20 protein-coding genes are annotated in these 19,860 nt (G+C 71.3%); 9 read left to right on the forward strand and 11 right to left on the reverse strand.

Going from position 1 to position 19,860, the window contains the following annotated elements; all coding sequences use genetic code 11:
* Both M3C17_RS14070 and M3C17_RS14075 read right to left on the reverse strand, forming a co-directional pair.
* Positions 1-751: alpha-2,8-polysialyltransferase family protein (locus M3C17_RS14070; RefSeq protein ID WP_259978508.1), on the reverse strand; the 751-nt coding region annotated here is incomplete at its 3' end.
* Positions 748-1,728 (reverse strand): glycosyltransferase family 2 protein, encoded by a 981-nt coding sequence (locus M3C17_RS14075; RefSeq protein ID WP_259978509.1) that lies wholly within the window; start codon positions 1,726-1,728, stop codon positions 748-750. The genes M3C17_RS14075 and M3C17_RS14070, both read right to left, overlap by 4 nt.
* A 369-nt stretch (positions 1,729-2,097) precedes the next feature.
* On the opposite strand from M3C17_RS14075, the gene M3C17_RS14080 reads away from it, so the two are divergent.
* Positions 2,098-3,027 (forward strand): hypothetical protein, encoded by a 930-nt coding sequence (locus tag M3C17_RS14080; RefSeq protein ID WP_259978510.1) that lies wholly within the window; start codon positions 2,098-2,100, stop codon positions 3,025-3,027.
* A gap of 9 nt (positions 3,028-3,036) precedes the next feature.
* Positions 3,037-3,411, forward strand: a complete 375-nt coding sequence (locus tag M3C17_RS14085) for a DUF4229 domain-containing protein (protein WP_259978512.1) — start codon at positions 3,037-3,039, stop codon at positions 3,409-3,411.
* Positions 3,412-3,439: 28 nt separating this feature from the next.
* Here M3C17_RS14085 and M3C17_RS14090 read toward each other — a convergent pair whose 3' ends face one another.
* The 3 genes from M3C17_RS14090 to M3C17_RS14100 are packed head-to-tail and all read right to left on the reverse strand — an operon-like array spanning position 3,440 to position 5,110.
* Positions 3,440-4,408 (reverse strand): 1,4-dihydroxy-2-naphthoate polyprenyltransferase, encoded by a 969-nt coding sequence (locus tag M3C17_RS14090; RefSeq protein WP_259978513.1) that lies wholly within the window; start codon positions 4,406-4,408, stop codon positions 3,440-3,442.
* Between the two features lie 35 nt (positions 4,409-4,443).
* Positions 4,444-4,734: a DUF4287 domain-containing protein gene (locus tag M3C17_RS14095; RefSeq protein WP_259978515.1), complete on the reverse strand. Its 291-nt coding sequence runs from the start codon at positions 4,732-4,734 to the stop codon at positions 4,444-4,446.
* Between the two features lie 13 nt (positions 4,735-4,747).
* Entirely contained in the window at positions 4,748-5,110 is a 363-nt protein-coding gene (locus tag M3C17_RS14100; protein ID WP_259978516.1) for a cupin domain-containing protein, read from the reverse strand.
* Between the two features lie 45 nt (positions 5,111-5,155).
* Between M3C17_RS14100 and M3C17_RS14105 the strand changes: the two genes are divergently transcribed.
* Positions 5,156-6,181 (forward strand): helix-turn-helix domain-containing protein, encoded by a 1,026-nt coding sequence (locus tag M3C17_RS14105; protein WP_259978517.1) that lies wholly within the window; start codon positions 5,156-5,158, stop codon positions 6,179-6,181.
* Positions 6,182-6,294: 113 nt separating this feature from the next.
* Here the strand turns inward: M3C17_RS14105 and M3C17_RS14110 are convergent, their stop codons facing one another.
* Positions 6,295-7,119, reverse strand: coding sequence for a hypothetical protein (locus M3C17_RS14110; protein WP_259978518.1), 825 nt, complete (start codon positions 7,117-7,119; stop codon positions 6,295-6,297).
* A gap of 36 nt (positions 7,120-7,155) precedes the next feature.
* A complete protein-coding gene (locus M3C17_RS14115) occupies positions 7,156-7,611 on the reverse strand; it encodes an Lrp/AsnC family transcriptional regulator (protein WP_259978519.1) in 456 nt (151 codons plus the stop codon).
* Positions 7,612-7,683: 72 nt separating this feature from the next.
* Here M3C17_RS14115 and M3C17_RS14120 point away from each other — a divergent pair, with 72 nt between their 5' ends.
* Together M3C17_RS14120 and M3C17_RS14125 are read left to right on the forward strand one after the other, a co-directional pair.
* Complete coding sequence (locus tag M3C17_RS14120; RefSeq protein ID WP_259978520.1) at positions 7,684-9,123, forward strand: DUF6421 family protein; 1,440 nt, start codon at positions 7,684-7,686, stop codon at positions 9,121-9,123.
* A 105-nt stretch (positions 9,124-9,228) separates the two neighbouring features.
* Positions 9,229-9,891 carry an SDR family oxidoreductase gene (locus M3C17_RS14125; RefSeq protein ID WP_259978521.1) on the forward strand — a complete coding sequence of 221 codons (663 nt, stop codon included), beginning with the start codon at positions 9,229-9,231 and terminating at the stop codon, positions 9,889-9,891.
* A 76-nt stretch (positions 9,892-9,967) separates the two neighbouring features.
* On the opposite strand, the gene M3C17_RS14130 is transcribed toward M3C17_RS14125, so the two are convergent.
* A complete protein-coding gene (locus tag M3C17_RS14130; protein ID WP_259978522.1) occupies positions 9,968-11,470 on the reverse strand; it encodes an MFS transporter in 1,503 nt (500 codons plus the stop codon).
* 80 nt (positions 11,471-11,550) lie between these two features.
* On the opposite strand from M3C17_RS14130, the gene M3C17_RS14135 reads away from it, so the two are divergent.
* Positions 11,551-12,618 (forward strand): low specificity L-threonine aldolase, encoded by a 1,068-nt coding sequence (locus M3C17_RS14135; RefSeq protein WP_259978524.1) that lies wholly within the window; start codon positions 11,551-11,553, stop codon positions 12,616-12,618.
* A gap of 12 nt (positions 12,619-12,630) precedes the next feature.
* Here M3C17_RS14135 and M3C17_RS14140 read toward each other — a convergent pair whose 3' ends face one another.
* Entirely contained in the window at positions 12,631-13,236 is a 606-nt protein-coding gene (locus M3C17_RS14140) for an NUDIX hydrolase family protein (protein WP_259978525.1), read from the reverse strand.
* Between the two features lie 72 nt (positions 13,237-13,308).
* Between M3C17_RS14140 and M3C17_RS14145 the strand changes: the two genes are divergently transcribed.
* Both M3C17_RS14145 and M3C17_RS14150 read left to right on the forward strand, forming a co-directional pair.
* Positions 13,309-13,989 carry an alpha/beta hydrolase gene (locus M3C17_RS14145; RefSeq protein WP_259978526.1) on the forward strand — a complete coding sequence of 227 codons (681 nt, stop codon included), beginning with the start codon at positions 13,309-13,311 and terminating at the stop codon, positions 13,987-13,989.
* A gap of 265 nt (positions 13,990-14,254) precedes the next feature.
* Positions 14,255-15,910 carry an ABC-F family ATP-binding cassette domain-containing protein gene (locus tag M3C17_RS14150; RefSeq protein ID WP_259978527.1) on the forward strand — a complete coding sequence of 552 codons (1,656 nt, stop codon included), beginning with the start codon at positions 14,255-14,257 and terminating at the stop codon, positions 15,908-15,910.
* A gap of 44 nt (positions 15,911-15,954) precedes the next feature.
* On the opposite strand, the gene M3C17_RS14155 is transcribed toward M3C17_RS14150, so the two are convergent.
* Positions 15,955-16,644, reverse strand: coding sequence for a DUF1361 domain-containing protein (locus M3C17_RS14155; protein WP_259978543.1), 690 nt, complete (start codon positions 16,642-16,644; stop codon positions 15,955-15,957).
* Between the two features lie 5 nt (positions 16,645-16,649).
* Positions 16,650-18,521 carry an acyltransferase family protein gene (locus M3C17_RS14160; RefSeq protein ID WP_259978529.1) on the reverse strand — a complete coding sequence of 624 codons (1,872 nt, stop codon included), beginning with the start codon at positions 18,519-18,521 and terminating at the stop codon, positions 16,650-16,652.
* Between the two features lie 141 nt (positions 18,522-18,662).
* On the opposite strand from M3C17_RS14160, the gene M3C17_RS14165 reads away from it, so the two are divergent.
* The gene (locus M3C17_RS14165) at positions 18,663-19,835 is read left to right on the forward strand and encodes a hypothetical protein (RefSeq protein WP_259978531.1); all 1,173 of its coding nucleotides are present in this window, start codon (positions 18,663-18,665) and stop codon (positions 19,833-19,835) included.
* Positions 19,836-19,860: the final 25 nt, after the last annotated feature.

Consider the following 19,860-nt stretch of genomic DNA (forward strand, 5'->3'; position numbering starts at 1 on the left):
GGTGCGGTTTGAACACGATGCGCGCCGGGGCCCACGCGGCCGCCCGGTCGACGAGCCGCTGCTGCAGTGCGAGCTCCTCCGCGGGCGTCACGAGTTCCAGGGCGGACAGGTACTGCCCGAGCACGAGCACGGTGGACGGCCCGGACTCGACGCTCGGCTCCGGCTCGTCCGTCTCCCGCAGCGCCGCTGCGAAGGCCGCGGCCGGCACGGGAACCGTCTGCGCCTGCGGGCCGCCCACGAGCGGTCGCACGCCGGGCACCACGTCGGCGTGCACGACCCTGGCGATGCGCGCGGTGACGGTGTGCGGCAGCCGCACCCGCATCGGCGCGTACGTCATGAGGCCATCGCCGATGATCGTGAGGCGCGCGGTGGGGAAGAGCGCCAGGAGAGTGCGAGCCGGCGCCACCTGCGGGCTCTGCACGCACAGCTCCAGGTCGTGCGGATCGAGGTCCCACGCCCGCGCCAGCAGCCGTCCGAGCACGGGGAGCTCGGACTCGCCCGGCTCCCACCCGCTGGGGTGCAGCGGCCCCAGGACACGCTCGAGCGGTTCGATGCGGTCGAACCGCCGCCGAAGAGAGCGGAGGGCGGGGTCGTCGCCGATGCTCACCGTGGTCTCCGGAACCCGCGACGACGTGAACGGGACGAGCAGCCGCTCCGGCGCGGTGCCCGAGTACGCGAGCAGCCCGGCGTCGATGGCGGCCGCTGCCGTCGCCAGTCCGTAGGCGCTGTGCAGCGCGAAGACCTGGGTCATGCCGCGTGCCCCGCCCGGCGCAGCGGACGCGCGAGCACCCGTCGCCGCGGTCCGTCCAGCCGCGCGACCACCGCCGCGACCTCGGCGGGCGGCAGTGCGCGCAGCAGGTCGACGATGCGCGACCGCATGCGGAAGCGCACGTCCGGGGTCATGCTCCGCGCCCGCACGAGGTGGTGGGCGCTGAGAGCGAGCGTCGTCCACACCGCTTTGGGGAGGAAGCGCTCGGCCTCACGGTCTTCCGCGACGAGCCGGACGACCTCGGTCAGGGCGGGCGCGAAGTCGAGCTGCCGCGCATCCCTGGTCTGCGTGAGAGACGTGGCCACGCCGCGGCGGTAGAGCAGCGCGGGGGCGTCGACCACGGCGAAAGACTCCGCGTGCAGGTGCAGGCGCCAGATCCACGGGCGGTCCTCGGCGGTGAAGAGTCCGTCCGGGAAGGCGGCGAGTCCGCGGTCGATCAGGCTGCGGTGCAGGATCCCGGCCCACGCGAACGGGTAGTCCACGAGGGTGGGCTCGTCGGCGGGCAGGATCGCCTCGCGAGGAGCGGAGACCTGTTCCCGCCACGGGTGCGGTGCGCGCACGAGGGCGCGCCTCCCGCCAGACACCGTGACATGGTCCGTGCGCAGGAAGTCGCAGCGCAGTTCCTTCAGGCGGGACACCAGCACCGCCAGCCGCTGCGGCTGCATCCAGTCGTCGCCGTCCACGAAGCAGAAGGCCTCGCCCTCCACCAGCGCGAGTCCCTGGTTGCGGGCGGTCGCCAGCCCCCTCGGCTCGGCGTTGCGCACGACCTCGGCATGCGGGAGGCGGCCGGCGTAGTGCGCCATGAGTGCTCCCGTGTCGTCGCGCGAACCGTCGTCGATCGCGACGAGTTTGAGCGCCGAGGGATCGTCGAACTGACGGGTCAGCGTCTCGAGCGTGGTCCCGACGGTTGCTCCGGCGTCCTTCGCGGGAAGGATGACGGTGACGAGGGGCGTGCGCACGGGACTCCCGAGGTGGACGGCGTCCGCGCATCGTGACACCTCCGTGTGACCGACGGACGACCTCGCGGTGAACGGCCGGTGACTCGGCGGGCTGTGAACGCTGAGGTGTGGCCCGCACCCGAACGGACCACACCCCCAGTGCGTTGCACTGCCGGGTGCGAACACCCGGGAAACCGACACCGTGCGGTGACGGCACCCCGTGGTTTTACTGGCCCCCACCAGCGGACCACGGGATTGCGTCGAGGGCGACTCCATGAAGATCAACACTCAACACGTAACATGATACATATCAATTCGACTGATGCCGAATCGACGCGAGGGGCGGGTCCGGGATTCGCCAGGTATTCCGGGATCCGCGACGATGGAGCCATGCTCTGGCCTTTCGGAACCGTGTGGCGCCCGGTGCGGCGACGCCGCCGTGGGACCGGCGTGGAGCTGCGCTGGCTGACGGCGCGCTCCTGGACACAGCGCTGGTATCCCCAGGGCGTCGACGTCGGCGAGCTGCGCGGACGGCGTTCGCTCGTCGTCAGCTGGTTCCGACAGGATCGTTCCGGCCGCCACCTCGCCTCCCGCATCACCGTCGTCGACCTGGAGCGATCACGCCACCTGGACGTGATGCTCGCGACGGAGGGGACGGACGGGCGCCTCGAGCCCGCACGCATCCACGCCGGCGGACTCGCCTGGTTCGGCGACCGGCTGTTCGCGGCGGCGACGCGCGAGGGCATCTGGGAGTTCGACCTCGCCCGCCTGCGTCGCGTGCGCGGCACCGAGGCGCACCGGCTCGCGGGAAGCCGCAGACGCGGCGGGCGCGCCACGGTGCTGGTCGCCGTGCGCACCCGGCAGCACCCCGTGGCGCTCCGGTGCTCCTTCCTCGGGCGGGTCTTCGCAGCGGACGGGACCTCGCTGCCGCGCGTGCTGATCGGCGAGTACCGGAGCGACGAGAGCGGTGTCGTGGCGGAGTTCACCGTGCCGACGGAGCCGGACGGCGAATTCCGCGAGGAGCGGCGCTTCGTGCCCGGGATCCGCCACATGCAGGGCGCCGTGCGCTGGGGCGCGCAGCACTTCGTGTCCCAGTCGAACCTGCTGCGACCGGGCACGCTGTGGGCCGGTGAGCCCGAGGGCATGCGGCGCGACCGGGTGCCGCTGCCGATCGGCTGCGAGGATCTGGCGCTCGACGCCGAGGCGCAGGCGCTGTGGACGCTCGGCGAGCATCCGTGGCGTCGCGTCGTCCGCGCCGTTCCCTTCTCCGCTCTGGGCCTGCCGACGGCGCCGGGCGGAGGGTCAGGTCCGCGAACGTAGACTGAGAGGGTGAAGAAGCCCGCCCCACTCCTGGTCTACACCGTGCTGCGCCTGCTGGCCTTCCTCGTCCCGCTGGCGATCCTGTGGTTCTTCTTCCCGATCTTCCGCGAGTTCTGGTGGCTGGCGGCGATCTTCGCGGCCCTCATCGGCGCGAGCATCTCGATGCTGTTCCTGCGGGCTCCGCTGTCCGACGCCTCGGCGCGCCTGCACGAGCGCCGCCAGGGACGCGTCTCCGGTCAGCAGGCCGACGCGAACGCCGAGGACGAGGCCATCGACGGCACCGCACCCGTCACCGGCACGACATCCGCCACCGGCACGACGCCCGTCACCGGCACGACGCCCGTCACCGGCACGACGCCCGTCGACGGCCGCCGCGAGGACTGACTCCGCTCCGGTCGACTTTCCGTCCGGCTCAGCCGACGAAGGCCCAGAACAGGGCGCCCGCGTAGAGCAGCGAGGTGAGCGAGGTGAGCGCGAGCGCGATCACCAGTTCCTTCGGCTGGCGGTAGGTCCACACGATCAGCACGGCGGGGAGCCCGGCCAGCAGCGCGAGCAGCGAGATCCAGGCGATCGGGAACAGCAGCGCGAGGAACACCGCGATGCCGAACGGCGCCAGCACGAAGAGCGTGAAGAGCACCTGCGTCGCGCGTCGGCCGATCAGCACGGTGAGCGTCCGCTTGCCGACCTCTCTGTCCTGGTCGATGTCCCGCAGGTTGTTGGCGAGCAGCACGGCGCACGCGAACAGCCCCGCCGCGATCGCCCCCAGCCACGCCTGCTGCGGCAGCTGGAAGACCTGCACCCACGTGGTGCCGAGCGTGGCCACGAGGCCGAAGAACACGAAGACGAAGACCTCACCCAGCCCGTAGTACCCGTACGGGCGCTTGCCCCCCGTGTAGAACCAGGCCGCGACGATGCAGGCGGCCCCGACGGCCAGCATCCACCACTGCTCCGTGCGCACGACGATCGCGATGCCGACGGCGGCGGCGAGCGCGAAGAACACCAGCCCGACGATGAGGACCGTCCTCGGCTTCACCCGCCCAGAGGCCGTGAGCCGGGCCGGACCGACCCGATGGGCGTCGGTGCCGCGGATGCCGTCGCTGTAGTCGTTCGTGAAGTTCACGCCGATCTGCAGCAGGACGGCGACGGCGAGGCAGGCGAGCGCGATGACCCAGTGGAACTCGGGCCCGGTGCTGCGGGCGGCTCCCGTGCCGATCACGACGGGGGCGACGGCCAGCGGAAGGGTGCGCAGCCGGGCCGCTCCGATCCAGTCGCCGACGGTGACGGGCCCCGCCTCGATCACCGGCCGCTTCGCCGGATTCCCGCTGGTGTGCGGTCGGGTGCGGGTGCTGCTCTTCTTCTTGCGCTGGGAGGATGCTGCCACCCACGGAATCCTAGTGTGCGCGGCGATGCGGCCGATCAGGCGTTCGGGTTGCTGTCCTTGCCGTCGAGCCAGAGCGTGTCGGAGGCGTCGCCGTGTGAGCCGGTCTTGCCGACGTGCGCGGAGCTGATCTTCGGCCCCTTGAGGATCACGTGCACCATGGCCTGCGCGTGGCCGTGGCCGAGTCCGTACTCCTCTTTCAGCCAATCCCGCACCACGGAGGCCTTGGTCGTCTCATCGAAGCCCTTCTCACGGGCGAGCTCGATGAACTGTCGGGGCGTGAGCCCGGTCTGGGTCTCGACCTTGTCGAGATAGGCCTGGAACGACATGGGTTCTCCTTGGTCAGTCCTCGTCGAGGAACGTCTGGATGATGGTGTCGGAGGCGTGGATGCAGAGGATGCGCAGCAGCCCCTCCCCCGTGTTGGTGAAGGCGTGGGGCGTGAAAGCCGGGGCCGTGGCGGTGTCTCCCGCGCCGGCCGGGAACGTCTCGTCGCCGATGACGATGCGTACGCTGCCCTCCAGCACGACCCAGGTCTCAGAGTAGGGGTGCCAGTGCAATCCCGGCCCTTCCCCCGGCTGGTTCTCGACGAAGAAGTAGGAGATCGCGGCACCGTGGTCGGCACCGACGAAGCGACGGGTGCGCCCGGCGCCGATGCGGAGCGCGGCGCCTGCGACGACGGCCGGAATCGGAGTCTCTGTGGTCATGGCACCAGTCTCGACAGCGTCGCACCGAGCCTCTAGAGTTTCGACGTGGATCGAAACTCCCTGCCGGTCGAGGGCGTCGAGCACCCGGATCACCGAGTCGAATTCCATCTGAGCCCCGGCGACATCGAGGCCGTGCGGTTCGGGGTGTCCCCCGGACATGAGCTCGCGCACGCGGTGCGCGTGCTGCGTCGCCCGGCTGCCCACCCGCTGCAGTGGGGGTGGCTGCGAGCCGTGCGGGACCGCCTCCCCTCGGAGGCGTACGCGCTGCTGGCCACCGTGATCGGCGACGACGGCTATCTCCCCGACTTCCTCACCACGACACCGCGGTGGGACCTCGCCCCGGCCGACGAGCTCGACGCGCTCCGGGCGACGCCGCTCGACCCCCTGCGCGTGGACCTGGGCAAGATGATCGTGCGTTCGCGCGGCACGCGTCAGCAGCGGCTCCTCGACATGCTGCAGCATCCCCGTCGCACCAGGGCGGCCGTCGCCGATGCCTGGGCGGAAGTGTGGGAGGCCGCGCTCGCCCCCGTCTGGCCCCAGCTCGAGCGCCTGCTGCGCGCCGACATCGCGGTGCGTGCGCGGGCCATCGCCACGGGCGGCATCGCCGGCATGGCGGGGGACCTGCACCGCCAGGTGTCGTGGGGCGGAGGAGCCGTGCGGGTCGCGCTGCGCCGGCACAGCGAGCAGGTCGACTGCCGCGGCGGGGGCCTGGTCCTCGTGCCCTCGGTGATGTCGTCGTGGGGGTGCATGGTGCTCACGGAGCCGCCCGCGCAGCCCACCCTCTTCTACCCCGCTCGCGGCGTGACGGCGGGGTGGGCGCGGGATGCCACCGCGATCGCCGCAGCGCTCGGTGCCCTGCTGGGGCCGGTGCGCGCCGACATCCTCCTGCACGCGGGAGCGGCACGCACGACCACGCAGGTCGCGCGGGACGCCGGCATCGCCGCCTCGACGGCATCGCATCATCTCACCGTGCTGCGCGAGGCCGGACTGATCGCGAGCGAACGGCAGGGCGCGCGCATGCTCCATCTGCGCACACCGCTCGGCGAGGCCGTGGTCGGCGCCGTGCTCTGAGCCGCTGCTCCGCGCGAGTCATGGGTCCCCCGCGACGCGGCATCCCGCGCCTCAGCGCCGCGCCACTCCCGTGTCTCCGCGTCGCGCGCCTCGGCGCCGGTCCGTGCGAGGGGTCACCGCTCGCGCGCGACCGCCCCCAGCACCAGCGCGATGTCGTCGTGCCGCTTGACCCGCGCGCGGTCGGGAGCCGCGCGTTCGCTGGCGCGGATCTCCTCGGCGATCCGCGCCAGGTCCCCCGCCAGGGCGAGCCCCCCGAACCGGTCGAGACCGTGCGCGTCGAAGGACCGGAAGCCCCGGGTCCCGCCATCGGACGACGCCACGACACCGGCGAGGTCGTCGAGCAACACGCGCCCCGTGACGGCCTCTGCGGCCGCCGCGGGATCGACGTGACAGCACCAGAAGCCGCCCGGGACGTTCCGCATCCGGTCGAGGGCGGCGAAGCGGACGCGCGCCTCCTCCGCCGCGTCGACCATGCGCCCACCGAGGACCTCGGCCGCTCCACGGTCCACGGCGTCGTCGATACGCAGGTCGGTGATCTCGCGCACCTCGCCGTCTGCCATCACGAGCACGATCGAGGCGTCGGATAGCACCAGGTGATCGAGGGCGTCGCCGTCCACCCGCCATGCCGCGACGGTGCCGCTGGGCGACCCCGCTCCGAGGTCGCACATGTCGGAGTGGAGCGCCGCCACCGCGGCGATCGCGCCGGCCAGAGCATCGGTCATAGGCACCCGTCTGTCTTCCAGGCGATCACGGAACGCCTCGGCGAGCACGCGCGCGTACCAGGCGACGGAGTGTCGGCACCCCGCCCGCATGGACGCCGGGAGCCCTGCGCCGTCCACCACCACCGCGACGCCGGCGCCCAGGGCGATCGCGTCCTCGCTCTCCCGCCCCGGCTCGGCGGCGAGCGCGAACGTGCGGGGGTCGCTCATCGTCGGCATGGCCGAAGCCTACCGAGGCTAGTGCCGCCGACTCCCCTACTCCGCGGCGATGGGGATGATCGGGCGGTGCTCGTAATAGGTCTGCAGGACCACGGTCGTCCGGGTGCTCACGTTGGCGGCGAGACGCACATCGCGCACGAGCTCCTCCAGGGCGCGCGGCGACGGCACCCGCACGAACAGCATGTAGCTGGCGTCGCCGGCGATGGAGTGGCACGCCTCGATCGCGTCCAGGTGCTCCAGGAGCTCGGGCGCGTTGTCGGGCTGCGCCGGGTCCAGCGGGGTGATCTCGATGAAGGCCGAGAGGGGCGTGCCCGCCTGCTCGGGGTCGAGGATCGCGCGGTAGCCCGTGATGACCCCGCGGGTCTCCAGCCGCCGCAGCCTGGACTGCACGGCGGACACGGACAGACCCACCGCCTCCGAGAGCTGGGCCAGCGTGGCACGGCCGTCGCGGGAGATCGCCGCCAGGATCGCGCGGTCGACAGAATCATCCATAGCTGTAAGATTATCGTCAGGATTCCGTTATCGCCGGAATCTTTCCGTTTTTCACTGCGATCGGAGGTCCCGATGTCCCTCATCTCCGCCAACAGCTCCGCTGTCCAGGCCATCGTCGGCGAACCCGAGGTCGTCGAGGACGCCGCGGTCGCCGAGCAGTCCCCCGCCTGGAACCAGCTCAAGCAGGCCGCCATCGCGATCCGCGAACTGCAGGTGAAGGACGGCTCCATCCCGGAGGCCGCCCACCACGACGCCGCCCGCGAGCTCGTCGGCGCGATCACCGCCGCGATCCGCGCGCTCGCTCCGGCCTTCCCCCACGACGCTGCGTACCTCACGGCCTCCGTCGCCGACTTCGAGCGCTGGGCGGAAGAGGGCTTCGGCGTGCCGGACTTCCTCGACTCGCTCGTGGCGTTCCAGCCGCAGCAGCACCGCATCGACGGCATCCGGCACCTGGTCGTGTTCCCGATGTACACGCAGAACGGGTCGAGCGAGCGCCTCGTCGAGGCGCTGATCGTGGAGACCATCTGGCCGGAGTTCATCGCCGCACTCGAGGCGGGCGACTACGGCAACAAGCTGTTCGTCTCGCTGCGGCTGGTCGACTTCACGCCGGGCTACGACACAAACTCCGCGGTGCTGTTCCCGGAGACGGTGGCCATGCGCGAGATCCCGACGTTCACGTGGGGCGCGATCTTCCAGGACCGCGAGGCCGCCCGCTACCGTCGCGTGGTCCGCGCGGCCGCCGAGATCACGAACCTCGACCTGCCGGAGCGCGCCGCCGCGATGCTCGACGACCAGCAGATGGCGGAGAAGACGTTCGTGATGTGGGACATCATCCACGACCGCACCCACATGCGCGGCGACCTGCCGTTCGACCCGTTCATGATCAAGCAGCGCATGCCGTTCTTCCTCTACTCGCTGGAGGAGATGCGGTGCGACATGACCGCGTTCCGCGAGTCCGTGAAGATCGAACGCGCCCTCGCCGCGCGGGTCGAGGCCGGGGAGGAGCTCACCGCCACCGAGCGGGAGATGCACGACTACGCGCACCTCGTGCAGTACGCGGTGATCTTCGACCGCATCTTCCGCTTCGCGATCACGGGCACCCGCACGCGCAACTACGACGCGGTCGGCGGCCAGCTGCTGTTCGCCTGGCTGCACCAGCGCGGCGTGCTGCACTGGACCGACACGGCCCTGGCGTTCGATTGGGACAGCGTGCCGGACGCGGTCGTGGCACTCGGCGATGCGATCGACGACCTGTACTGGCACTCCATCGACCGCCCGAAGGTGGCGCACTGGCTGGCCGCCTACGAGCTGGTCCGCGGCACGCTCACCCCGCATCCCGCGTCGCAGTGGGCGCGCGGGCTGTCCGACGAGATCCTCGCCGGAGCGCCGAAGGGCTACACGGACGCCGTCATGGACGACGAGTTCCCGCTGTCGATGTTCTTCGAGACCCTCGACAAGAAGATGAAGCCGGTCATCGAGTCGACGGTGGGGATCCGCGGTACGGACGACTGATCCGCGCCGCTTCGTTGTGACGCTGGGGCGCACAGCTTCTGCGGCCGGAGACCCGGGTGGCGGGTCCGGCCGCAGAAGCATCTCGGGAGGAAGAGAGTGGACCGCATGACCGATTCGCTTCCCGCGGGAGCGCGCGACCGCCGCGTGCTCCTCGCCGGCGCCACCAGCGGTGCGGGGCTGGCTGCCACGCGGGCTCTTGTCGAGGCGGGCGCCACCGTGATCGCGACCGGCCGCTCGCGGGACCGCCTCGACCTTCTGGCGGAGGCCGGAGCGCGGGTCGAGGTGGCCGACGCCACCGCTCTCGATGACATGAGCGCCCTCGCGGCACGGCTCGGTGTCGTGGACGCCGTCGTCCCGCTGGTGGGCGGCTGGCGCGGCGGCGGCGGGCTCGCCGGGCAGAGCGACGACGACTTCCACGCGCTGCTTCCTGCCCTGGAGGCGGTGCGCGCCACCAGTCGGGCGTTCGACGCCGCACTGCGCGCCTCGCCGGCGGGACGTTTCGCGATCGTGTCCTCGACGGCCGTCGCTCGGCCCCTCGCGGGCGGTGCGAACTATGCCGCGGTGAAGGCGGCGAGCGAGGCCTGGACCCGGGCGGTCGCCCAGGGCTTCGCCAAGGCCGCGAGGGAGGCGGAACAGCCGCTGCGGGCGGCGGCGGTCGTGCTCCGTGCGAAGGCGCTCGATCCGGGCGCCCTTGCGGCTCGTCTTGTACGGCTGTGGGACGACGACGCCTCCACGCTCAACGACAGCATCCTCGACCTCGACGGCTGACCCGCGGGGCTCGGGCTCAGCGCGGGACCGCTCAGCCCGGGACCGCTCAGCGCCGAACTCCTCAGCGCGGGACCGCTCAGCGCCGCTCGGGAGGCATCCCGGGGACGACGGGAGGCGCGTCGACCGCGCGAGTCTGCGATCCGTCCGTCTGCGATCCGTCCGTCTGTGACCGGTCCGTCTGTGACCGGTCCGTCTCCGCCTCGGCGGTCTCCGCGGCGTCCGCCTCCCTCTCGGCGTCCGTTCCCGCCTCGGCGTCCGGCGCGGGGTCCGGTGCGGACGCGTACAGCTCGGTGAGGCGACGGTACGACCGCGTGAAGAATGCGAGCGTCGCGGCCACGACCATGACGAGCCCGGCGAACAGGCAGATCAGCGCGATGCCCCGCGCCTCGCCCTCGCCGAGCAGCCACCCCCACTGCCGCTGCCCCTCGGCCGTGTCCATGTAGGGGATCACGAAGAACTCGGCGATGGGTGCGATCAGGAACGCCGTGATCGGGGCGGCCGCCGCCTCCATCGCCGCCGCGGTGCCGAACACCCGTCCCTGACGCGCGAACGGCACCACCTTCTGGATCACGGTCTGCTCCGCCGCCTCGACAGGAGGGACGAGCGCCATGTACACCCACATGCCGAGCACATACAGCGGCCACCACTCGCGCAGCATGAACACCGAGCCCAGCAGCCCCATCGCGATCACGACGAGCAGCATCGTGCGCACCGGCTTCTTCCCGAGGCCGAACTTCGCCACCAGCCCGCCGCCGATGAGGAACCCGGTCGAGGCGAAAGCGAGCGCGAAGCCCCACATCTGCGCGTCGAACAGGGTCAGCCCGTAGGGGTCCATGAGCGCCATGTAGACGCCGCCGATGAGGTTGTTGAACGTGGAGAAGATGATGAGCGCGAACAGTCCGGGCGCGAGCCGGATCGCCTGCACACTGCCGCGGAAGTCGATCGCGCTCTTCGCCTCAGGGTCGACCTCGGGCTCGGCCTCGGGGATGCGGATGAACAGCAAATGCGCGAACGTGAGCGCCATCGCCACGATCGCGATCCCGAGGGTCCAGCCCATCCCGAGGAAGCCGATCGACAGCCCCGAGAACACGCTCGTCACCAGGAAGGCGATGCCCTGCACCGTGCCGACCAGGCCGTTGGCGTTCGCGCGCTTCTCCTCCGGGACCAGCAGGGTGACGGTCGTGGACAGCGCGATGTTGCGCAGCTGTTCGATCACGCCGCCGAACAGGATGATGCCGGAGAACAGCCAGAACCACGGCCCGCCCAGGTCGAGCAGCGCCGCCTCGGGCTGCCAGACGTAGAGCACTCCCGCGATGAGGAACGCCACCGCGGAGATGACGCTGGACAGCAACATGACCCGGTGCTTGCGGTGCCGGTCGACGAGGGTGCCGAAGAACATCGCGAAGAACGCGACGAAGAGCATGTACGCGCCGCCGATGATGCCGGTGGCGAGCACCGACTGCGTCTCGATGTAGACCCAGAACGTGAGCGCGAACCAGAGGAAGCTCGTCGTCACGTTGGCGATCAGCGTGTTGACGAGGACGTTCGCGAAGGCCGTCTTGGCCGCGGTGCGCTCCATGGGTTCGAGGGTAGGGGTGGGCTCCGACATTCGGTAGGGCACCTTGGATCCGCGGTCGGCAGGACGATTAGGCTTGTCCGGTGAGCATCCCCCACGACCCCGCCATCCGGGGCTTCGCCAGCGACAACTACTCCGGCATCCACCCCGAGGTCCTCGCGGCCATCGCCGCCGCCAACGGAGGCCACCAGGTGGCGTACGGCGAAGACGCCTACACCGCCCGGCTCCAGGAGGTCTTCCAGGCGCACTTCGGCGAGGGCGTCCAGGCGTTCCCCGTGTTCAACGGCACCGGAGCCAACGTGACGGGGCTGCAGTCGATGCTGCCGCGGTGGGGGGCCGTGATCGCGGCGTCCACGGCCCACATCAACGTCGACGAGGGCGGCGCCCCGGAGAAGATCGGCGGCTTCAAGCTGCTCACCGTCCCCACCGAGGACGGCAAGCTCACGCCCGAGCTGATCGACACCGAGGCCTGGGGCTGGGGCGACGAGCACCGCGCGCAGCCGCTTGTCGTGTCGATCACGCAGTCCACCGAGCTCGGCACCCTCTACACCGTCGACGAGATCCGCACCATCGCCGAGCACGTGCACGAACGCGGCATGAAGCTTCACCTCGACGGCGCCCGGCTCTCCAACGCCGCCGCGGCCCTCGACCTGCCGCTGCGCGCGTTCACGCGCGACGTCGGCGTGGACGTGCTCACGTTCGGCGGCACCAAGAACGGCGCCATGCTCGGCGAGGCGATCGTGGTGCTGAACCCGGACGCGGCGGAGGGCCTGCCGTACGCGCGCAAGTTCAACATGCAGCTCTCCTCCAAGATGCGCTTCGTGTCGGCGCAGCTCATCGCGCTGCTGGAGGGCGACCTGTGGCTGCGCAACGCCCGTCACGCGAACGCCATGGCCGGCCGCCTGCGCGCCCGCATCGAAGAGGGACTCGCGGCCGGCTCGATCGCGGGCGTCGGCTTCACGCAGCCCACACAGGCGAACGGGGTCTTCGCGACCCTTCCGGAGGGCGTCGCCGACCAGCTGCGAGACGTGTTCCGCTTCTACGACTGGGACGCGTCGCGCCGCGAGGTGCGGTGGATGTGCGGCTTCGACACGGAGGAGTCCGACGTGGACGCGTTCGTGGCGGCGCTCTCGCGCCTCACCACCGCCTGAGCCGCACCCGCGTCAGCGCAGGAGACCCAGGCTGGCGAGGGCGTGGCGGATCAGCGTGCCGCGCCCACCCTCCATCTCGGCGGCGACGGCGTCGGACGCGGCGGCCTCCGGAGAGAACCACGTCACCTCGAGAGCGTCCTGACGCGGTTCGCACGTGCCCGTCACGGGGACGACGAAGGCGAGAGACACGGCGTGCTGCCGGTCGTCGTGGTACGCACTGACACCGGGAAGCGGGAAGTACTCCGCGACCGTGAACGGCAGCGGCTGCGGCGGCAGCAGCGGGAACGCCATCGGCCCCAGGTCGTTCTCGACATGGCGGAACAGCGCATCGCGGATGGTCTCGCCGAAGCGCACACGCCCGGAGACGATCGTGCGGGTCATCTCCCCCAGCGGCGTCGACCGCAGCAGGACACCGATCTCGGTCACCTGGCCCGAGCCGTCGGTGCGCACGGGGATCGCCTCCACGTAGAGCATCGGCAGCCGTCGACGGGCCTCCTCGAGCTCGACGTCGCTGAGCCAGCCGGGGTTCGCGCCCGGCACCGGCGGGTTCGCATCGGGGAACGAGCCGAGACCCTCGTCGTCGGGCTCAGGATCGGGATCGGGTGTGCGCACCGCCATGGGTCCTTTCTACCAGCCGCCCTCGCGGATGCCCACCGATGGCGCGTCGGCGGTGCCTGGCAGGATGACGGTGTGAGCGAGATTCTGACGATCGACGATGCCGCGACGAGATGGTCGACCCCGGATCGCGGCGCACTGCCGCTGCTCGTGCTGCTGCACGGCTACGGGGCCGACGAGCACGACCTGTACGGGCTGATCCCGTACCTCCCCGACGGCATCGCCGTGGCCTCGGTCGCGGCCCCCCTCGCACCGCCGTGGCCCATGCCCGGCCGGTCGTGGTACCCGATCGAGGGGCTGGACGGACGCAGCTCCGCGGCCGTGACCCTCGCGGCCGAGGCGCTGCTGCGCTGGCTCGATGTCGCAGCCGCCGGAGCACCCTCCGTGGCGCTGCTCGGCTTCTCGCAGGGCGCCGCGGTGTCGCTGCAGGCGCTGCGACTCGCCCCTCACCGCATCGATGCGGTGGTCGCGCTCAGCGGGTACGCCGCGCCGGAGCCGCTGCCGAGCGACGAGGTGCTCGCCACGGTGCGGCCCCCCGTCTTCTGGGGCCGCGGCACGCACGACGAGGTGATCCCGCCCGCGCTCATCGACCACACCGCGCAGTGGCTGCCCGGGCACGTCGAACTCTCCGGCAGGGTCTACACCGGGCTCACGCACAGCATCTCCGAGGAGGAGCTGAGGGATGTGCACCGCTTCCTGTCGACGTGGCTCGACGGGCTCGACGCTGAGCCCGCCGCGGACACGACCCCGTCCTGACGAGCGCCTCACCGCGTCGCGCCGGGGCAGCCCGCGACACGCCCGAAAGTTGCGCGACACGACACGCCCGGGTATCGTCGTGGCGTCCTGTCCGCCGTGTCTGGAAGTCCTTTGATCTGAATCGTCGCCTCCGCGCTCCGCTATCCGCGCGCTGACCCGACGATCGCCGACTCCACGGCAGACCCTCGCCCCTTCCGGCTGCGATTCTTTCGCGCCTGGCCAGGGTCTCGGCGTCAGTGCACCCCGCACTCGACAGGAGACACCCATGTCACACCCCTCCCCCCTGCATTCCGCGGTCGTCCTCGACCGTCTCTCCTTCACCTGGCCCGACGGCACGATCGCACTCGACGGGCTCTCCGGCGCCTTCGGTTCGGGTCGCACCGGCCTCGTCGGCCGCAACGGCGCCGGCAAGTCGACGCTGCTGCGGCTGATCGCCGGAGAGCTCGAGCCGACGTCCGGTCTGGTCACCACGTCCGGCGAGGTCGCCACCCTGCCGCAGCAGCTCACGCTCGACGTCGACCGTCGCGTCGCCGAGCTGCTCGGCGTGGCCGTCCCGCTCGACGCGGTGCGCGCCATCACGTCCGGCGACGTCGACCCGGCGCACTTCGACGCCGTCGGAGACGACTGGGACATCGAGGCGCGCGCCGAGGCCTCGCTCGCGGAAGCCGGACTCGCCCCCGACTTCCTCGATCGCACCGTCGGCGAGCTCTCCGGCGGCGAGGCCGTGCTCGTGGCGATCGCCGGCATCCGCCTGCGCGGCGCCCCCATCACCCTTCTCGACGAGCCGACCAACAACCTCGACCGTGAGGCCAGGGCGCGCCTGTCCGACATGGTGCGCGGGTGGAAGGGCACCCTGATCGTGGTGAGCCACGACCTGGCCCTGCTCGAGCTCATGGACGACACCGCCGAGCTGTACGGCCGCACGCTGAGCGTGTTCGGCGGCCCGTACTCGGAGTGGCGCGCGTGGTTGGATGCCGAGCAGGACGCGGCGAAGCAGGCCGAGGTCGCCGCCGCCCAGGCGCTCCGCAAGGAGAAGCGGCAGCGCATCGAGGCGGAGGTGAAGCTCGCGCATCGCGCCCGCACCGCGAAGAAGGCCGAGATCGAGAAGCGGGTGCCGAAGATCATCGCCCACGGCAGGAAGATGGCCGCCGAGGTGTCGGCGGGCAAGCTGCGGACCGAGGTCGGCGCGAAGGAGGAGGCGGCCCGCGCCGCCCATGACGCCGCCGGTCGGCGCGTGCGCTCGGACGACTCCATGAAGATCGAGCTGCCCGATCCGGAGGTCTCCCGCGCACGCCGCATCGCCGAGCTGCACGGTTCCGAACGGTCGTGGCTCATCCAGGGTCCGGAGCGCGTTGCGTTGATCGGGCGCAACGGCGCGGGAAAGACCACTCTCCTCGAACGCCTGCTCGCGAGCGGAGCCGGAGAGCCGACAGTGGTTCCGACCACGGACCCCGCGACCGAGTCGCCGAGCGGCGGGCGCCCCGTGCTCCGTGCCGAGGCCCACACGGACCGCATCGGCTACCTGCCGCAGCGCGTGGACGGTCTCGACGACCGCGCCTCGGCGTTCCAGAACATCGCCGCGGTGGCGCCGCACGTCCCCGAGAAGGAGCTCCGCAATCGGCTCGCCCGCTTCCTGATCCGTGGCGCAACGGCCGAGCGACCGGTCGGCGCCCTGTCCGGCGGCGAGCGCTTCCGGGTCGCCCTCGCGGGGCTGCTCCTGGCCGATCCCGCGCCGCACCTCGTGCTGCTCGACGAACCGACGAACAATCTCGACCTCGACACGGTCGACCAGCTGGTCGAGGCGCTGCGCGCCTACCGCGGCGCGGTGCTGATCGTGAGCCACGACGACGCGTTCCTCGACCGCCTCGACCTGGACCTCACGCTCGAGATCGACGCGGACGGCGAGCTGCGGGAGGCCTGACGAAAGGCCGGGCACCATCCGCGACGGAGCGGTGCCCGGCCCTCTCACAGGGCTGCGGCGAGCGGCAGCGCGATCATCGCGTACAGGATCCCGAGCAGGATCGTGTGCAACGCGCAGAATCCCGCGGCCTCGGTCACCCGCCCCCGCTGGCGGAAATGCCGCACCAGGATGGTCACGAAGCGCGTCGGCCGGACGAGGTCCCACGAGTTGAAACGGATGTGCCGTCCGAGGTAGATGCCGAACGACACCAGCAGCAGGATGACGGCCGCCACCACCCACGTGTCGCCATCCACCTTCATGCCCGAGAGGCCGTCGTCTCGAAGCGCGAAGAAGACGGCCTGCGCGAGCAACACGTTCAGCACGGTGTTGTCGATCCCCGACAGCGCGAGCGCCAAGGTGCCGACGATGTCGAACCACAGCGGGACGGGGTCGTCCATCCGACGATGCGAGAAGTTGAGCTCGGTGATCAGGTAGGCGGAGTTGGGGAGCAGCAGCAGCCAGACGAGGCCACCTGCGACGGCGACGAGCCGAAGGGCGATCGGAGGCAGGTCAAGCTGTGCGACGAGCATCAGCAGCGCAAAGGTCGCGGCGAGCACGATCGCGGGCGCGAGCGACAGCACCACGTTGAGCAGCATCGGACGGTACACGGGAACCCGGTAGACCGCCGCGCGCAGAAGCACCAGCGCCACGGCGAACGCGTTGAGCGCACCCGCGCCGGCGAGCAGCAGCATCATCGACGTCACGGTCTGGGGCTCCGATCTCGCGGCTCCTGGGTGGCGAGTCGCTCGGCCTTCTGCGCGGCCTCCGCTGCCGCCCGCGCCTGGGCGGCCTGCACCTCGGCCACCTCGACGCGCGCCTGCTGGATCGCCGCGACGACGGTCGCCGCGTAGATGTCGCCCCCCGGCGGCTGCGGGTGGATGCCGTCGTCGGCGAGGTCCTGCGGATACGGCGTGATCGCGCTGTCCCAATCGGCCACCACCACGTTGGCGGTCGCGTCGGCCACCGCGGTGAGCGTGGCGTTGGCACCGGGGATCCAGCCGCGCCGGGCGTGCGCGTTCACGAGCACCAGAGTGCGGTCGGGCCCGATGATGCCGAGCACCCTGCCGAGCTGATCTGCACCGACCTCGCCGTTCGTGGCCAGGCCCAGGACGACGATCGGTCTCAGGGCGCCGCTGTTCGCGAGCTGGGTGAGGATGTCGGCCGCGGCCCACATGCTGCGCGACACCTTCGCGTCGATGGCGATCCCCGGCAGCGCGGTCTGCAGCTCCGGCGCGGAGGCGAGCATCACCGAGTCGCCGATCGCGGTGATGTCGGTGCCGAGCACCGGCGGCGGGGCGCTCGGCGTCGCGGTGGCAGGAACCGCCGTGGGCGATGCCGTGGGCTCCGGGGGCGCGGTGATGGTCGACGAGGGCGCGGACGAGGCACTGCGGAGAGCCGCCAGGCCGCGCGCGACCATCGCCTCGGCCGCGGAGGTGTCGTCGCGGGCGACGGCGATGGCCCCGCTGCACAGCACCAGAGCACTGAGGACAGCGACGGGCGGGACGAGACGACGACCGGGGAGCCGCACAGCGGCACCCGGAGCCCGCACCGACCGCAATGGCGTCTCGATCAGCACGAAGGACAGCGCCGCCGCCGCCACTGACAGGACGGCGGTGAGGATGGCGCGCAGCACGGGATCCGCTCCGACCGGGGTGGCCCCGAGAATCAGCAGCAGCGGCCAATGCCACAGATAGATCGCATACGAGCGCGCGCCGAGCCATGCCAGCGGCGCCACGTCGATCACCCGCCCGAGCGCGGGGGTGGTCGCGGCGGCCCAGACGAGGGCGGCCGCGGCGAGGCTGGCGAGCAGCAGCCCGCCGCGGGCGCCGAGGGGCGAGGATCCGGGAAGCAGGGCGGTCAGGGCGACGAGCACACCGAGCGCGGCGACGGCGACGAGCACGCGCGGCACCGCCCGCCGCCCGCTCGCGCCGGGCAGCGGGGCGACCCCGAGCGCGACAGCCAGGGCGACCCCCAACAGGAGTCCGAACGCGTGCGTGTCCGTGCCGAAGTACGCGCGTGTGGGCGAGCCGGACAGCACCGCCATGGCCACGGCCGACGCGGCGGCGAGCACGAGCGCCGCGATCACGATCGCCCGGCGACGAGCGCGCAGGACCGCAAGCCCCAGCACGAGCACGACGGGCCCGAGCAGATAGAACTGCTCCTCGACAGCGAGCGACCAGAGGTTGGTGAAGAGGTCGGGTCGGTCGGAGTGGAAGTAGTCGCCGTCGGCGGCGATCGCGAGCCAGTTCGAGCTGAACGTCGCGGCCCCGATCAGCTGACGCCGCAGGTCGCCGAGCAGGCGGGGATCGACGGCGAGCGCCAGCGGGACGCAGACGCCGATCATCGCCGCAAGGGCGGGGAGGATGCGCCGCGCCCGCCGCAGCCAGAACGCGCCGAAGGCGATCCGCCCCGTCCGCTCGCGTTCGCGCAGCAGCAGGTGCGTGACGATGAACCCGCTCACGACGAAGAACACATCGACGCCGATGAACCCGCCCGGTACGGCGCCCGGTACGAGGTGATAGCCGAGGACGGCCAGCACCGCGAGCGCCCGGAGACCGGTCAGCCCGCCCACGCGCGACGCCGTCGCGTGCGCAGGAGGGGCAGTTCTCGCGGTGGTGTTCATAGGAGAAGAGAGGTGAGGAGGAGGGCTGCTCACCGCAGTAACATTACAGTATCTATCATGTCAGTGGCGGGCACTCGAATCGGAGTTGTGATGCGCACACCTTTGGCCGCTGCTCTGCTCACCGTCACCCTCGCCCTCGCTCTCGCTCTCGGGCTGTCGGCGTGTGCGGACCCGCGCGCGAATCCGCACGTGTCCTTCGCGCTCGGCGGGGCGTCGACGACGCCACTGGTCTCGGATGAGGACTTCGCCGCGTCGATGCGCGACTACCCTCTGGTGCTCAACTCCGGGATGTTCACGGAGCCGCTGCCCGGGCTCCAGGGCGCCTACGGTCTGCGTTCCCGCTTCGGGTCCGACCGATACGACCTCGGGGTCTCCCGCGACTACACGCCGCAGGGCATGACGGTGGGTGACGGGCAGATCTTCGTCTCGGCGTACGACCACAGCCAGGAGCAGAACTCCGTGATCTTCGTCCTGGACGGCAGCGGCAACTACCTCAAGACGATCGGCCTGGCGAACAAGGCGCATGTGGGCGGCCTCGGCTACGACCTCGAGCGCCACCTGCTCTGGGTGGCGGATTCCGACGACGGACACGCCGTGATCTCCGCGATCACGCAGGACGCCATCGACGACTACCGCCTCACCACCTCGAAGCCGATCGAGTACGCGCTCAGCCTGTACGTGGACTCCCTGCCTGCGGCATCCGTCCTCGACTTCTATCAGGACGAGATCTGGCTGGGATACTTCACGACGGATGCCGACCAGGCGCAGCTCCAGGTGTACACACTCGACTTCTCCGAGCCGCACGACGACGGCAGCATCGACCTCGTGGACGTCGGCCCGCCGAACAGCGCCACGGAGGTCGACGGCGACGTGCATGTGGTGCCGGACCTCGCTTTCCGGGCACCGTCGATGATCCAGGGGCTGGCCGTCGCCGACGACCACGTCTACATCACACAGTCCTTCGGCGCGAAGCACAGCTCGCGGCTGACGCGCTACGACTTCAACGTCACCGACACGGCCATCACGCTGGAGAACGGCCGCACCGCGAAGCTGCCGCCCTATGTCGAGCAGGTCGCCCTCGCCGACTTCGACGACAAGCCGTACATCTTCCCGCTGTTCGAGAGCACGCAGCCGGCCTACCGCGCCAAGACCGACAAGATCGTCGACCGCATCCTCGCGATCCCGGAGAGCGAGTTCGACAAGGAGGCGAAGGCTGAGGCGAAGGCTCCCGTGCTCACAGAGATCCCGGCCTCGGGCGGCTGACGCAACCCCCCGAGGCGATGTCGGC

Origin of the sequence: Microbacterium sp. p3-SID336 (assembly GCF_025143365.1) — a bacterium.
Lineage (GTDB): Bacteria > Actinomycetota > Actinomycetes > Actinomycetales > Microbacteriaceae > Microbacterium.